The following is a 15,742-nucleotide window of genomic DNA, read 5'->3' on the forward strand; positions in this document are numbered from 1 at the left end:
TCTTTTGAAGAAAATTTAGCCATAAAAAATGCACCTCCAATTGTTAATTATGTGTCTAACAATTGGGGTGCACTTCAGTTTAATAGGAGTCTTTTTGTAAAAGTCCACGTTGCTTTTCACAAATTATGCTTTTTTTCCTGCTTCAATTTCTAAAGATTCTTCATGCCACCAAAGTGTTTCTTCCGGATCCTCTTTAGCGATTTGGCGTGCTTCTTTTTTCGATTCTACTGTAGGATATGAACCTTTTAGCGCACGTCCTGATGTTGTAACGAATAGTACACTAAATACGACTAATCCAATTATACTTACACCTGCTAAATAAAATGCTGGTGCGAGCGGATTACCGGTTGCATGAACTAAGTATGAACATACGAGCGGTGTTGTTCCACCGAATATAGATACAGAAATATTAAAGGAGATCGAGAGTGCTCGATAACGTACATCGGTGAAAAAGAGTGATGGTAATAACGAAGGTAGTGTTCCTTCATACACACTTAGGAAGAAACCTAATACGAAAATACCTGCAAATATAGCTGCAATATGTCCGTTACCTATTAGTAAAAATGCTGGAATTGCAAATACGCTTAAACCAAGTAAACCAATTTGCACGACGCGTTTATTACCAATTTTATCACTTAATTTACCGAAATAAAGTGCCAATGGAATCATAAGTGCCATCGTAATCGAAATAATTAATAAGCCAGTTGTTTCTTTGACTTTAAGTACTTGAGTTAAATAAGAAGGAATATACGAAAGAATCATATAATTCGTAATATTAAAGAAGGCGACAATTACTGTGCTTAATAAGAAGTCTTTTTTGTGATATTTAATAATATCCATAAATGAAAATTGTTCATTGTCTTCAGATTCTTCTTGTGCTTTTTCCATCTCTTCAAAGATGGGAGATTCATCTAAATGACGGCGTAAATATAAACCGACCAAGCCTATTGGTGCAGCTATTAAGAAAGGAATACGCCAGCCCCAGCTGAGCATTTGCTCATCTGTTAACAATAACGTTAAAATGGTAACAATTACCGAAGCAGCAATGTAACCTGAGAGTGTTCCAATTTCAAGACCACTACCGAGTATACCACGCTTTTTATCTGGAGAAGATTCTGCGATATAAACCATTGCTCCTGAATATTCGCCGCCTGTAGAGAAGCCTTGAATCATTCGGGCAACTAAAAGTAGTATTGGTGCCCATACACCAATTTGTTCATAGGTTGGTAGTAATGCGATGAATAATGTAGAAAGTGCCATTAAAATAATAGTAGTACTTAATACGATTTTTCGGCCATACTTATCTCCTATTCTACCAAAGAATACACCTCCGATTGGTCGAACGAGAAAGGCCGCTGCAAATGTACCAAATGTAAGTACAAGCTGCAAACCACTATTATTAACACCTGAGAAGAATAATTGACTTAAAATTACCGCTAAATACGCGTATAATCCGAAGTCAAACCACTCCATTGCATTCCCTATACCAGTAGCAACCACTGCTTTCCTGGCTTGTTTAGGATTGACAATATTAACGTCTTGAGGTTCAAAATTTAAATCAGTATTTTGTTGCATATAATAAAACAGCTCCTTGTTTAATTTAACTTCTTTAAGCACACCTTCTCTTATTGAATAAAATTAATTCGAAGCACTTAAGGAAAATTAATGTCTCCTTATCTGTTATTATTGTTTCACATAATTAATTATTTGTCCAATGAGATGCTCTCTATGTTAAGTAATTTACTATTTTAAAAAGCTGAAGAAGGCGCTAAAATAGCGCCTTCTTCAGCTTTTTATATTTTTTTATATTTTTTTAAATACTTGCTGTAGCTGCTATGCTATGAACACAGGAAATAAACTCATAAGTGAATGCGTCAATTTCCTCTTTCGTAATAATATACGGCGGAAGTAATCGAATAATATTCCCTTGTGTTACATCGACTAACATTCCTTTATTCATTAACTCAATCTGTAATTTCTTCACATTTTCATTCGTGTCATTCACACTTATCCCAAACATCATCCCCGCATGACGCACTTCCTGAATATAATAAGAATTTTCTTTCTGAATGTCTTGCAGTTTATCATTCAAATATAGTGACGTTTCATAAGCTTCTTGCATTAACCCATCATCAAGTAATGTATTTAATACCGTTAAACCTAAAGCTGTTCCCATTGATGAATGAGCAAATGTTGTGCCATGATCTCCTGGTGAAAATACATCGCATAGCTTTTCACCTACAATAATTCCCCCTAGCGGTATCCCTCCTCCTGCGCCTTTACCAATTTGAATAATATCCGGTGTAATATTAGAATTTTGATAAGCGAACAATTTCCCCGTTCTACCCATACCACTTTGTACTTCATCAACGATAAGCAGCACATTATACTTATCACAAAGATGTTGAATACCATATAAATATTCACTTGATAAAGGATATATCCCGCCACTTCCTAATACAGGCTCTAACATAATTGCAATAGGCTTTTTATTTAAAATTGTTTCTTCTAATTGCTCTATATTCTCACGCTCTACTTCGTATACAGGAATAGATGTTTTAGGGAAACTTTGATATACATTTTCTTGTCTCGTAAAATGAAGTGCCCCTAACGTTCGCCCGTGGAAACTACCTTTGAGCACAACGACACCTTCTCGCTCTTCATTCGTAATAAATCTATATTTATCAATTAATTTCAACGTTGTTTCTGTCGCTTCCGTACCAGAGTTTGTAAAAAATACTTTGCCGTTTTTTAAAGAGTACTCAACTAATTTCTTTGCATATTCAATCGCAACTGGGTTTAAAAAGTGAAATGGAAGATGCAACGATTTCGTAACTTGCTCCATTGTCGTTTGCACAATTTTAGGATGATTGTATCCTAATACGTTTACTCCTACGCCAGAAAACATATCTAAATACTCTTTTCCATTCACATCATACAGTTGACAACCTTCTCCTCTTTCTATTGCAACCTCCGTACGGCAATACGTAGGCATCATATATTCTTTATCTAATTGAAACCAATCCGACATGTTCATTTCCTCCTAGTTATTTTTACCATTTTTTTAATGACCATTATCTATAAAGTTATTTATCAATTAATTTTTAAGATTAAAATTTTAATAGTGTGTTTTCTCTTTCCGATATTCATTTTTCCATAATTTCTTCTATTTCAACAGGTCCACTCTATATGCGTTTTTTTCATCTAGCGGTATGTTACTACTTTGAACTTTGTATGTAATACATAATCAAGGCTATAGAATCATATTTAGTAACAATCGAAGAAAAAATTTGGAGGCTATATCGATGAATGAAAAATATAATAAAAAGAGGCAACCCTTATTAGGAGAAGACCTTAATCAAAATCGAGAACTTAATGAACAAGCTACACTTCACTCTCAAACAGTCGGTTCACGTGGACCTGTTCTCAAGCAAGATAGTGTACTGCATGAAACGTTACAAGAATTTATACATGAAAAAATTGTAGAAAGACCTGTTCATGTAAAAGGTTTTGGGGCATTCGGTTATTTTCAAACGATCTATCCGATGTTTGAACATACAAAGCTAAGTTTTTTACAACATTCTAATGAGAAAGTTCCTGTTATGGTACGGTTTTCGTTAGCTGTTAGTACGAAAGGAACACCAGATACTTCTAGAAATGTACGCGGCTTTTCCACAAAATTTTATACAAAAGAAGGCGTTTTCGATCTTTTATGTAATCACATTCCTGTCTTTTCCGTTCGTGATCCGATGCATTTCCCTGAAACGATTAAAGCGTTGTTGCCTTCACCTAAAAATAACTTAATAGATCCGGATAGATTTTGGAATTTTGTCGCTAAAGCACCCGAATCCATTCATTTTGTTGTCCGTTTATACTCTAATGTCGGTACGGTAAAAAGTCTTCGTCACATCCCAGGACATAGTGTAAATACATACGTTTGGAGAAATGCTGAAGGCAATCGAAAGTACGTAAAGTATCATTGGTATCCTTTTGAAGGTGTACAATTCATTACTAGTAAGGAAGCTACTAAACTAGCTGCTGAAAATCCAGATTATAGTGGGAAAGATTTATATGATGCAATTGAGGCTGGTAAATCAGTGGAGTATGGTTTATATGTCCAGCTCATGGATCCAAAAGATGAAGTACATCTTTCTTATGATCCGCTAGATGATACAAAAGTATGGGATGAAAAGATGTACCCTCTTATACCAGTCGGTAAAATGGTATTAAATAAAAACCCTGAAAATTATATGGAACAAGTAGAAAAAGTCGCCTTCTCCCCTTCTAATTTACTAGATGGTGCAGAACTATCTGATGATAAAATGTTGCAAGGGCGTGCTAACATTTATAGCGATTCTCAAAGAAGAAGAATTGGACCCGAATTTCGAAAATTAGCGATTAACCAACAGCAAAATTGGACACCTGCTAATCAAATAACAAGCGGTGATGGAAGGTATGTTGAAGGTAAACTTGAAAGAGCTCCTATAACGAAACAGGATGACTTTACGCAGGCTGGTGAATTTTATACGAAGTTACAGCCGATAGAAAAAGAATATCTTGCTGAAAACTTAGCTAATGATTTGAAAGGTATATCTGATGATATTAAAAAGTTGGTTATGGGATATTTCGATAAGGTATCAACTAATTTGAAAGCAAGCATTGAGGCTAAAATGAAAGAGCATTAAGAAGATGAATTCATACATGGTTTACGAGCAGAAATTCAAATTTATATGCATTGTTTTCTTTTCAAAACCAAGTGAAGTTATGAAAATTAAAAAAATCTAAAATACATATACCCCCGTTCTCAAATTAAAACGGGGTATATGTAAAGTAGTTTAATATTTAATATTACATGCTTTACTTCGCTAAAAAATACAACTAGCAGTCTCTTAAACTAGCTATAGTAAACTATTTTACTTCCACTGTATAATTCCCTGTTCCTCCGCCATATTTATATACACTTAAATAATATTTTCCTGGCTTCGCATTATAATTTCCAAGCAATTTGTTTCCATCACGCTTTGTTGCGTAAGTTACGTAATTGTTTAGATCTGATTCAGAATATAATACCCAGTTTAGTCCAAGATTTTGTTCGTTCGTAACAGAAATCTGTAAATCTTTTTGATCCTTTACATCGATAACAAATTTATCTCCCTGATCTTGATCACTTAAGTTTCCTCTTAATAACGTATTTAAAAATAGTGGATTGGCTGTTTCAAATGAATTATTCGGCTCTTTTTCTACAGCCGTACCTTCTTCCGTATTTACTCCGCTAAACACAACATCATATTCAAATTGTCCAGCATGATTAACACGGTAATTTATAAAATAAGCAGTCAATGTTTTATATCCAGTCCACTCTTTTCCTGAAATACGTTTCAACATATCATTTGTTGCTTCATTCATTACTTTCCAATCCTCAATCTCTCCTTTTGCTGAACTTCCAGTATATGTCCCCTGTAGTGTAAATGTATTAAAGAATTGTGATTTATTCTTTGTTACTTTCACATCTTTTAATTTCGCTTCATTCGTAATATCTGAAGTAATGTCCGAAAGCGATTTTGGATCATGCTGCGCTAAGTACTCATCTGATACTTGTGGGATTGTATACTTATCGCGATTATCTATAAGCATTTGCATATAAGATTGATATTCTTCATTTAAGTTATTATCTTTGCTTAATGCAGAACGGTATGCGTCGTAACTTGAAAAATCATTTGCACGAATTAAATCATGCACTTTATCGAACATTTCAGGACGTTTATTATACATATATGATTGCAATGCAAACGAATAGTTATAAAAATCCCACGTTCCATATTTCGCATTTAATGTTTGTGATGCTGTATAACGTTTTGCAGGATCATTAGATAACCCACCAATTATACTTTTTCGCGGTACTACACTATTTAATCGCGTTGAACCTGCAAAGAACTCTGCATTTCCTTCTTCAAACCATGTTAAACGTTCATTTTGATACATTTCCCCTTGGCCCCATAATCCCTGAACCTCGTACCTTCCTTGTAAGTAGTGTGTAAATTCATGGCGGAACAATTCTTCCAAACTATAAATACTTTGCTCTGGTGTACGTTCATATGTAAAGAAAGTTCCCGTTCCTTCAATGTACATTCCACCATTATTCGTTTCATATCCGTACAGTTGACGATTAAATTGATACTCATCTGGACTATTATAAATAACCATCGTTAGCACATCATCCGCATGTCCATTTTCAAGTGGTTTATCGCTACCAACTGTACGATAAAATTGAGAACGTACTTCTTTCGCTGCCCAGTATAGTCGCTTAATTTTCTCTTCACTAACCTTATCCCCAGCTTTAAAGACAATTGCTCCATCATCAAACGTATATGTTTTCGGTAAATATTTCTTTTTACCATCGTCTCGAATTTGATCTAAATTTATTGTTTTTCCGTTCGCATCTACTCCTCCGTAATTTGTAGTAATTTGTTCTGCCGCAACAAAGTATTGCTCTCCTAAATATGGATAAATTCGCATTGCGTCTGTAACAACTTGCTGTCCTTTTGTCGGCGTACTATGAAGCTTGCCCAATCGGCCAGCATAGTAAATTCCGTTATTAATTAACCATCCATTTTTATCTGTTACAGTACCAATTAGTGCGAAACGACTTACTTCATTAATAAAGTTATCGATATTTCGATACCACATCGTATCTTTCGGCTCTTTTCCAGTCGTGTACATATCCGTCTGAATATCAAAATCAATTCCCTTCATCAACTCATATATTGCGTCTCCTTTTGTTCGGTCTTCAATGAAAGTTGCAAGATTATCGTTATATTGTTTAAAAATTTCACCTGCATATAAAACCGTTTCAACATCAGCCGATGCATTTCCAATTAATTTTCCATATGATGAAATAACTTTATTTTGTTCCGATGTACCAAGTTTGAAATTTGGATTTTTTGCAATTGTTTTTAAAGCCGGTAAACATTTATCATGGTAGCTACGCTCATTTAGTTTGCTTAATTCATCATGGTAAAAACCTAAATAAAATGCTGCACGTAGAGCTTCTACTAATGTTTCAATCCCTTTTGAATCATCTTTCGTATAAGCTTGTCCTTGTTCTGCTAGTTTATTAATAATCGCTTGCATTCGACTATCATCTTGATAGAATTTAAGACTATCACTATTAAACTGAAATAATTCTGGAATTTGATACCATTTAATTGTCACAAGAAGATCAGTTAATTGTTTGTTATTTAATTGATTTAACTCAGCCATCGAATACTTTTTTTCTTCAGCTAACGGTTTAATATTATCGGTTGGTGCTAGTGGACGCTGCGATAAATCCGCTAATTTTAACCGTTTTGTAAAAGATGCATTTTCTTGTACTTTTGAAGGATGCGCCAATTCATCAACAGATTTCTGTATTCCTACCGGCTCCATTTGTAATACGTTCTTCACATTTTTCTCTTTTGTCTCTGCTTGAATTTGCAAACCATTACATGTTATTGTCACTAGTCCAACACCAAGAATCCACTTAGAAATTTTCGAATATTTAACCATACCATTGCCCCCTAATAATTTAAAAGAAAATTCTGAATTTTAAAATCAAAAAAACCACTTATTTGTATGTATTTACAGTTCCGCTATAAATACAACTATGATCAATAATGCAATAGTAGCTTGTTTTATACTATTACGAGTACAGATTCCTTACATACAATCTCCCTTCCTTACATGTAATACATGCAAAAACTGTGCCAATCATATTTCTTATGAATAGCCAACATTCTTTTATAAATACTGTAGAATAAAATATACATAGGTGGTTCGACAATGTATAAATCATTTGACACAAAATCTAATTTTTATGAAGAACAAGTTCATTGAATGTTATAAGTTCATTAGCAAGTACATAATTTTCAACTAACAATATCGCAAATTTTTAAATCTCTCAAAAAAGGTAAACAAACATATTCCATAAAGCTAATATGTTTGTTTACCTTTTCCGATTTCAAATCAACAGCAAGATATCGTTGAATAAAAGCAGCATTAATACGTATTTTGTTATTCATTTCTCTTTTTCATATAATCTTTTTCACATTGTAACGGTTTGAATTTCACTTTTTTCCCTTTCTTCTTTTTCGTTTTTATAACGAGCCATTCCCCTTTTTCAACGTCTAGTTTTAGGCGTTTCATTACATTGATATTATCGTTTTCTTTATAAAGTAAAAATGCCTCTTGCGCCCTTACAAATAAGCTCGGCTGCTCGCTAAATCCACCACTATCATAAATTTTAGTTAGCGAATTATAATAAGAATCATTTTCCTTTCCACCATACATCAAATGGGCAGCCTCCAAATCTCTTTTACTTACTTCCCAAAAACTATGTTCATCAATATTTAAATTAAATGTGGATTTAATGTCCTGTATTATATTCTTCACATACTTTTCATCTCGAATTTTCCTTTCTTCGAGACAATCCGAAGATAACCTTGGTGTATCTGATTGGGAATGTACAACGTGTTGTATCGATACACACAGAATAAATATGCTTAAAATGTAAAATATTTTTTTCATATTTACATATCACCTCAAATGATTTAGATACTATATTATTTGAGGCTTACAATATTCTTATGCTAATAATAAGAAAGATCCTATAAAATAAAATTTTTATAGGATCTTTCCTTTTAATATTGCTTTATCAAATTCACGGGCTGGGCAACTACCTTACTACTTTTCACATCATATAATCCTATAGGTGTTACTCGTATAAACGGCAAGTGCGTCGCAGAAAAGAACAAAATGGTAAATGCTGGATCATCATACACGTAGCCACGCTCTTGTAGTAATTTCACCATCTTTTTCTCTTCCTGTATTAATTCACTCATTTTTAAATCGGACATAATCCCGAGCAACGGTAATGCAATTTCGTGTAACACTTCATTGTTTTCTGCTATGACCATTCCACCACCGAGCTCTTTTACTCTACGAAAAGCTGTAAGCATATCTTCTTTCCTTTTTCCGATAAGAATAATGTCACCTGTACCAGAATAAGAACTTGCAAGACCTCCTAATTCATTTACAAAACCTTTCACAACTGTATTCACTCGCCAAGTACCATCGCGGGCAATCATCATTAGGAAACATTCATCATGTTCCATGGAAAGTTCATCACAGTCTAAGTCGATTTCGCTAACATATGGTTTTGTTATAACATTGTTTAACAAGTGTATACCCGTTTTATTAGAAAAAATCATATGTTCTTTTTCTATAGACCAGTCTAATGATAATGGGGTTACTTTAAATTCACTCCAGTTTATATGTAATGATTTATTTTTGTTTACTCCGTCACGCTTCACCCATTTTCCCTTTGCAATTACACTAATTGGCACCGGATTTTCTTTACTTTCCAAAATATTAATATTGGCGATTCTCCCTGTCGCAATGGAGCCATGTAAATGCTCCATATTATAATAACGAGCAATGTTATAACTTGCCATATGGTAAGCATCTATTGCCGGAATTCCTTGCTCAATCGCTATTTCTATCAATCTATTCGTCATTCCGTTTTCATAAAATGACGGATGTGAACCATCTGTTGTAAAAATGAATCTATCAAATTGCTTAACACCTAATTCTAGTAATTCTTTCAATAAAACTTTTAAATCTGGACGAATCGAAGAATTTCTAAGAGAAACAGTGTAGCCTTGCAAAAGGCGCGTGAAAGCTTCCTGTCCTGTCATCGCTTCATGATCACAATCTGTACCTAACAGTTTTAACTTCGCTAAAGTCGTTTCAGATGCCCCCGGAAAATGTCCTTCTACTTTTTTCTGTAACCGCTTCGTTTCCTGCACCCAATTTAACATTTCATCATCGCCATGTAATAGTTTCGGCCATGCTGTTAACTCGCCGCCTTGAAGAACTGCGTCATGCTTTAGCCACTCTATTATTTCTTCACTATTAAATAAAGATTCCCCATTTTGCAGCTCAGTTTGCCCATCAAAACGACACCACCAATACATACTTGCCGGAACCTTTTTAAATTCATCTAATAAACGAAATGCTTCTTCACGTTGTAATGTGAAAAATAAAGTTAAATTATCATTAATAAAAGTTGTCGTCCCAAATTGCATCGCATGATTCGCTAACGTCTCTGGATTATACAATTGATATGGATGCACATGCGGTTCGATGTAACTAGGAACTATATGCTTTCCATCGCAATCAATCACTTCACATTCACTTAGTTGCTCTGGCAATTTTTCTCCTACATATACAATGCGGTCATCATAGATCCAAATATTCGCTTTCATCCACTCACGCATATACGAATTTAAATATGTTGCATTCCTTAATAAAATGTGTGGACTTCTTTTACTATCTAATACTTCAACATGTTCTCGTAATTGCTTGTTAGTCCATTTAAAATGATTTTGTTCCATTGTATTCAACTCCAAATCAACTCATAATTATTTTGATTAAAACGAGAAATATTTAACTAACTAAAGTATTTTCTATGCATAACTCCCCTATTGATGCCCCTATACCCTTCATTATATGGAATGATTCCAAAAATAACAATTTTCAGAATCATACACATATCTCTTTTATCCAAAATAAAAAGAATGTCATGTAACTGACATCCTTTTTATTTTTATCGTAAGCTATACGATTGATTTTCACTTTGAAATACACTTGATGCCCTATCATAAATGCTACTACTGTCCATAGTTGCGCATTTTACAAAGTACCTCTTTTATATACAACTATAACAAAATTCCATTCATTTTCTTTTCATTTATTTATTAAATTCAATTTGCATCATTTTATTAAACTGCGAAACAATATCGACCTCATCTAAAGAGTTAATACTGACAGCCAATGTATGTTTACCACCAATTACTCCGCCAGCAAAAGTTGTAAATCCGGGAATTCCTCCTCCGTGACCCCAAACTGAAACACTGTTTGGAAGTTTAGTCTCATAGATTCCAAGACCATACCCATCACCAACCGCTTTTCCTTCTACAGGAACTGTAGTAAGCATTTCTTTTAGCTCTCGTTCCTTCAATAACTTACCACTGAGTAAAGATGAAAAGAATTTATTTAAATCATCCGCATTAGAAATCATATCTCCAGCTGAATTAGCTAAACTCGGATTATAATACGTAATGTCTTTCAACTCGCTCGTTCCTTCGGTTTTCACATACCCACGAGCATGATTCTTTCCTGGGATGACAGGTGAATTACCTGGTAAAAACGTATTTGACAAGTCCAAAGGTTCAATAATTCGCTTTTCGATTTCTTCCGCATAACTATTACCAGTTATTTTTTCAATAAGCATTCCTAGTATTACGTATCCTGTGTTTGAATACGACCAGCCTTTACCTGGCGAAAAATCCGGAGGCAGCGCAAGTCCTATTTTCACTATTTCTTCTGCTGTATACGTTTTTTTCGAATTCATTATGTCAGCATCTTTTGACTTCAAATATTCAGCTATACCACTTGTATGATTCAAAAGTTGGCGTATCGTAATTTGATTACCATCATACCCATTTCCTTGAATGAGGCCCGGTAGCCACTTTTCAATTGAATCGTCAAGTTGTACGCGATTTTCTCCAACTAATTGCAGAACAGTCGTGGCAGTAAAAGTTTTCGTCACACTACCAATCCGAAAGCGATAATCTGATTTCACCGGTTTCTTTGTACTTAGATCTGCTACGCCAGCAGTATAACTACTCGTTTTTCCGTTGTTAGACGCCTTAGCTAATATTCCTACAGCACCAAGCTGTACTGTTTCCTGCATTACTTGTTTCCAGCCATTACGATTCTTTTGATCATGTACTTGTGACGAACTAGAAATATTTTGAGTTGACTCTGCAGTCACAGTAAAACCAGGTGTGAATAGAGCAGTACCCGCTAATAAAACTGCAAAACTTGCTAACTTAATTGAATTACATTTTTTCATAAGGCTTTCTCTCCTCCATTAATATCGGATTGATTCAAGCTATACTTTCATCCTATATGATAAATCTCTCTTTTTTCTTATCCATTCCTTACGAAATACTTACGTTTAAATTTAAATACGGTAAACTGAGGAAGAGTTATGCATGCAAATAAAAAGAGAACATGTTTTCATTTTTTATGTAAACATGTTCTCTTAAACATTTAAAATTCTATATCAACTTTTCATCCTATTCTTTACACAACTAATTTATATTCCTTTTTACCAGCCCGCACTAGCATTCATACCATTTCCAATAATAGAAAGTAATAGCGGCCATAATACTGGTCCCAATGTAAGAAATACATTTAGAAGTATGAGCATTCTATATCCACCGGTGAAATTATGATTTTTACGATTAACAAATACGAGACTAACTAATGATATTATGGTCGTTAAAAATAACACTAACATTACCAACCAATACCACACCATTAAACTGAGACTCCACGGTGTTAATAGCTCGTGTATGATACAAAACGAGATTCCTAATACAGAAAAACTAAAACTAGTCACCGCTGTTTTTATAAGCCATTTATTTATTTTTTTATCGTATGTATTTTTACAATATAAATCTATTAAAGTATATAAAGATAAATATGCCATTAATACACCTATCCAAGACAATAACCAGTCTCCGTCCCCTTTGAATAATACGTACAGTAACCAACACATACCTACTGCAGAAAAAACAAAGGAAATAAGTATGCTTTTTAATACCGATTTCATTACATTTTCACACCCTTAAAAAACTTAAAAATTAATTATAATTTATAAAAATTAAATATAGGTTAACATGTAATGAAGTATAAGTAAATAAAGTTAATTTTGTTTACCTATTTGAATACGGTTTCATATAAGAAAATAATTCATATTAATCAAATTTCCATATAAAAAAGAAAAGGTGGATATTTATGTATCCACCTTCCCATCTCCCTCTACCCACTTCATTATTTCTTCCACATCTAAATCCGTATAAGTCTTTTCACCATAACGAACAGACTCATATAACGAGATAATATCCCTTGTTCTACAAATTCTTTTTAACCATTGTTGCATCGTTTCATAGGACCTTCTCTGTTCATGAAATGGTAATGTTCTTTCCCATTCAACTAACGTTTTTCTTATCTTATCTGTCGGTAACGGCTGTTCTAACTGATGCCTCACTTTCTCGTTCTTTTCGGTTCTTACAGTATTTTCTTTTGTTACCGTTTGTTTCTCTTGTTCTATTTCTGATTTCGTTAACTTTTTCCTAACTGATTTATAAAGAAAATATATAATTATTACTGCAATAACTACATAAAAAGCTACAGTAATCCATGAATTTGAAAGTACTGAGAATATGGCTCCCCATGAACTTTTCCTTTCGAACTCTTTCATTTTTTTACCCGTTGTTGTTCTTATCCCTTTATCTCCTACTTTTTTATCTTCAATAGGTGTCCCATACTCTTCAATATTTTCATAGTTTATTGTTTCTTTATAATTTTTTTCAGATTTTTTCTCACTAAAAAAACGCTCTTTCACTATGCCTTGTACATGCACAACACCTTGCGATAACGCTATCGCACTAATCGAAAAGAAAAGTATAATTATTACTTTTACACTCCAAAACTTCACTTTCGTATGCTGCTTTTTATTCAACATGACATAAGCCCTTTCTTATTCTTTAATTACAATCCATTTATTCGTTCTACTATATTTCTTTGGTGAAGTACCAAGAATTAAAGGAACCGCATCCAATTCCTTAAGACGAAAGCCAGCAGTGTAAAAATAAGAAGACGATACAGGCGTATCTTGGTCCGATATTGAGGCAAGTACCTTTAATATATTTTGCAAATGTTTCCGATTATCCCCATTTTTTATATGTAGCAAACCATTATCTTTTACACTATTAATCCATACTTCAAATGAACAGTTTTGTATGAGAAGCTGTTTACATATGCCCGCCGTTAATTCAATTAGTTCCTCTGTATCATTTCGCAAAGAAACGCCACTTTTATTTTGTAAGTTGAGATAAATTGCATATTTATCTGACTGTGTTCGTTCGTATTTTTTGGCTGTTATCGTCCCTGTTTTCGCGGTTGCACTCCAGTGGATGGAACGAAAATCTTCATTTTCATAAAACTTTACTCCCATTACTTTCGTTTCATCATATAAGGGTGAAGACATCGCTTTTCGAAATCCTCGTGACCATTCTTGTAATTCAGGAACTTGTATTTTCGGAACAGCTGGTAAGACTAAATACGACGGCGTATCAACTTGTTTATATGTTATATGGTTCGTTATAAATCCAAAGAGATCAGTAATAACAATTTCAACTTCTTCCCATTTCGCGATGCCTCTTTTTAACGCTACAGCTTGCAAATCAAATGAAACTGACTCCTTTCCTTTTAAATTAAAATTCATATAATAATTTGAACCTATACTATGATTTTTGTTTATTTCATCATGATTCCAAGTTAGCTTATTTTCACATTTAAATCGAAATACGATATTAAGAATAGGAAATATCGACTTGTTTGAAATTTTCATTTTGCACATATTCGTTTCACCTATAAAAACGTTCGAATTCCCTTGACTGTATTCCCATTCAACACGAGATACTTTACGTATATATACATGCATAGCACCTATTAAAATTACATATAAAAATACGAGAGATAAAAACAGTAGATTACTTGAAAATACACTTAAAATAACGGCTACAACTGACATAACCCCCATTACGAAAGGCTCCGCTAAAGGTGTATACACAAGCTGTTGATTCATCGTACATTCTCCACTGGCACACTAATCGTATGAAGAATTTCTTTCATAATTTGTTCTTTCGTCGTTTTCATCTCTCCCTCAATCGTTAACGTTAAACGATGAGCACAAACTGATGCAGCGAGCGTCTTAATATCATCTGGCGTACAGTACTCTCTTTCATTTAATATTGCCCGTGCTTGAATCGCCCTCATAAATGCCAACGTTCCCCGAGGGCTTACACCAATTTCAATTAACTCATGGTTACGAGTTGCTTCAATAATTTCAAGGAGATAATCTTGCACATCATTCCCTACTAACACTTCTCTTGCACGCTTTTGCATCGTAATAATTTCTTCACTTGAAATAATAGAATGTAACGTTTCTAACGGATCATTCATTTGAAACCGATTCATCATTTCCTTTTCTGCTTCTCTCGTAGGATAACCTTGACGAATCGTAAGTAAAAAACGATCTAGCTGAGCATCAGGTAAAGGAAATGTACCAGCCGATTCAAGAGGATTTTGCGTTGCAATTACTAAAAAAGGTTCTGGTAATGAATGTGTCTGCTTCGCAATTGTAACAGTACGCTCTTCCATAACTTCAAGTAACGAAGATTGTGTTCTCGGTACAGCCCGATTAATTTCATCCACTAATACGATATTTGCAAAAATAGGACCTAACCTCGTTTTAAATTCCGATTCCTTCACATCAAAATATTCAAGACCAATAACATCTCCAGGTAAAGTATCCGCTGTGAATTGAATTCTTTGGAACTTAGCGTCCACACTTTTAGCCAAACTTTTCGCTAATGTTGTTTTCCCCGTCCCAGGTACATCCTCTAATAAAATGTGCCCTCTTGCTATAAGAGCTATAGCTACCAGTTCAATCGATTCATCTTTTCCTATAATAACTTTCGAAATATTATTAGTAATCTTCTTTAATGTACTCATATAGTATCTACCACCTTTTAATTATCTAAAAATTAAGAATATTTTTTCCGAATTA

General features: G+C 33.9%; 11 protein-coding genes. 1 reads left to right on the top strand and 10 read right to left on the bottom strand.

Annotated features, from left to right (window positions below):
* Positions 1–123: 123 nt before the first annotated feature.
* Together JDS92_RS00005 and JDS92_RS00010 are read right to left on the bottom strand one after the other, a co-directional pair.
* On the bottom strand, positions 124–1,575 hold the full coding sequence (locus tag JDS92_RS00005; protein WP_097959906.1) for an MFS transporter: 1,452 nt from the start codon (positions 1,573–1,575) through the stop codon (positions 124–126).
* Positions 1,576–1,813: 238 nt separating this feature from the next.
* Positions 1,814–3,031: an aspartate aminotransferase family protein gene (locus JDS92_RS00010; RefSeq protein ID WP_098711501.1), complete on the bottom strand. Its 1,218-nt coding sequence runs from the start codon at positions 3,029–3,031 to the stop codon at positions 1,814–1,816.
* Between the two features lie 274 nt (positions 3,032–3,305).
* On the opposite strand from JDS92_RS00010, the gene JDS92_RS00015 reads away from it, so the two are divergent.
* Positions 3,306–4,685, top strand: coding sequence for a catalase (locus tag JDS92_RS00015; protein ID WP_097959904.1), 1,380 nt, complete (start codon positions 3,306–3,308; stop codon positions 4,683–4,685).
* Positions 4,686–4,908: 223 nt separating this feature from the next.
* Here JDS92_RS00015 and colA read toward each other — a convergent pair whose 3' ends face one another.
* The 8 genes from colA to JDS92_RS00055 form a co-directional block, all read right to left on the bottom strand.
* Positions 4,909–7,545 (bottom strand): collagenase ColA, encoded by a 2,637-nt coding sequence (gene colA / locus JDS92_RS00020; protein ID WP_199631311.1) that lies wholly within the window; start codon positions 7,543–7,545, stop codon positions 4,909–4,911.
* Positions 7,546–8,049: 504 nt separating this feature from the next.
* A complete protein-coding gene (locus JDS92_RS00025) occupies positions 8,050–8,562 on the bottom strand; it encodes a hypothetical protein (RefSeq protein ID WP_098711499.1) in 513 nt (170 codons plus the stop codon).
* Positions 8,563–8,675: 113 nt separating this feature from the next.
* Positions 8,676–10,430: an adenine deaminase C-terminal domain-containing protein gene (locus JDS92_RS00030; protein ID WP_098711498.1), complete on the bottom strand. Its 1,755-nt coding sequence runs from the start codon at positions 10,428–10,430 to the stop codon at positions 8,676–8,678.
* A gap of 356 nt (positions 10,431–10,786) precedes the next feature.
* Complete coding sequence (locus JDS92_RS00035; RefSeq protein WP_199631312.1) at positions 10,787–11,953, bottom strand: serine hydrolase domain-containing protein; 1,167 nt, start codon at positions 11,951–11,953, stop codon at positions 10,787–10,789.
* Between the two features lie 258 nt (positions 11,954–12,211).
* A complete protein-coding gene (locus JDS92_RS00040) occupies positions 12,212–12,718 on the bottom strand; it encodes a DUF3902 family protein (RefSeq protein ID WP_097959900.1) in 507 nt (168 codons plus the stop codon).
* 183 nt (positions 12,719–12,901) lie between these two features.
* On the bottom strand, positions 12,902–13,633 hold the full coding sequence (locus tag JDS92_RS00045) for a signal peptidase II (protein ID WP_199631313.1): 732 nt from the start codon (positions 13,631–13,633) through the stop codon (positions 12,902–12,904).
* 15 nt (positions 13,634–13,648) lie between these two features.
* Positions 13,649–14,758, bottom strand: coding sequence for a DUF58 domain-containing protein (locus JDS92_RS00050; protein ID WP_098911292.1), 1,110 nt, complete (start codon positions 14,756–14,758; stop codon positions 13,649–13,651).
* The gene (locus JDS92_RS00055) at positions 14,755–15,687 is read right to left on the bottom strand and encodes an AAA family ATPase (protein WP_199631314.1); all 933 of its coding nucleotides are present in this window, start codon (positions 15,685–15,687) and stop codon (positions 14,755–14,757) included. Before JDS92_RS00055 ends, JDS92_RS00050 begins: the two co-directional genes overlap by 4 nt.
* Positions 15,688–15,742 lie beyond the last annotated feature (55 nt).

Origin of the sequence: Bacillus cereus group sp. N12 (assembly GCF_016483575.1) — a bacterium.
GTDB lineage: Bacteria > Bacillota > Bacilli > Bacillales > Bacillaceae_G > Bacillus_A > Bacillus_A toyonensis.

Excerpts from the sequence above, each read along its gene's own strand:
- JDS92_RS00055 (WP_199631314.1), bottom strand. The coding sequence starts at position 15,687 with ATGAGTACATTAAAGAAGATTACTAATAATATTTCGAAAGTTATTATA.
- JDS92_RS00050 (WP_098911292.1), bottom strand. The coding sequence starts at position 14,758 with ATGAATCAACAGCTTGTGTATACACCTTTAGCGGAGCCTTTCGTAATG.
- JDS92_RS00030 (WP_098711498.1), bottom strand. The coding sequence starts at position 10,430 with ATGGAACAAAATCATTTTAAATGGACTAACAAGCAATTACGAGAACAT.
- JDS92_RS00025 (WP_098711499.1), bottom strand. The coding sequence starts at position 8,562 with ATGAAAAAAATATTTTACATTTTAAGCATATTTATTCTGTGTGTATCG.
- JDS92_RS00040 (WP_097959900.1), bottom strand. The coding sequence starts at position 12,718 with ATGAAATCGGTATTAAAAAGCATACTTATTTCCTTTGTTTTTTCTGCA.
- JDS92_RS00015 (WP_097959904.1), top strand. The coding sequence starts at position 3,306 with ATGAATGAAAAATATAATAAAAAGAGGCAACCCTTATTAGGAGAAGAC.
- JDS92_RS00005 (WP_097959906.1), bottom strand. The coding sequence starts at position 1,575 with ATGCAACAAAATACTGATTTAAATTTTGAACCTCAAGACGTTAATATT.
- JDS92_RS00010 (WP_098711501.1), bottom strand. The coding sequence starts at position 3,031 with ATGTCGGATTGGTTTCAATTAGATAAAGAATATATGATGCCTACGTAT.
- colA (WP_199631311.1), bottom strand. The coding sequence starts at position 7,545 with ATGGTTAAATATTCGAAAATTTCTAAGTGGATTCTTGGTGTTGGACTA.
- JDS92_RS00045 (WP_199631313.1), bottom strand. The coding sequence starts at position 13,633 with ATGTTGAATAAAAAGCAGCATACGAAAGTGAAGTTTTGGAGTGTAAAA.
- JDS92_RS00035 (WP_199631312.1), bottom strand. The coding sequence starts at position 11,953 with ATGAAAAAATGTAATTCAATTAAGTTAGCAAGTTTTGCAGTTTTATTA.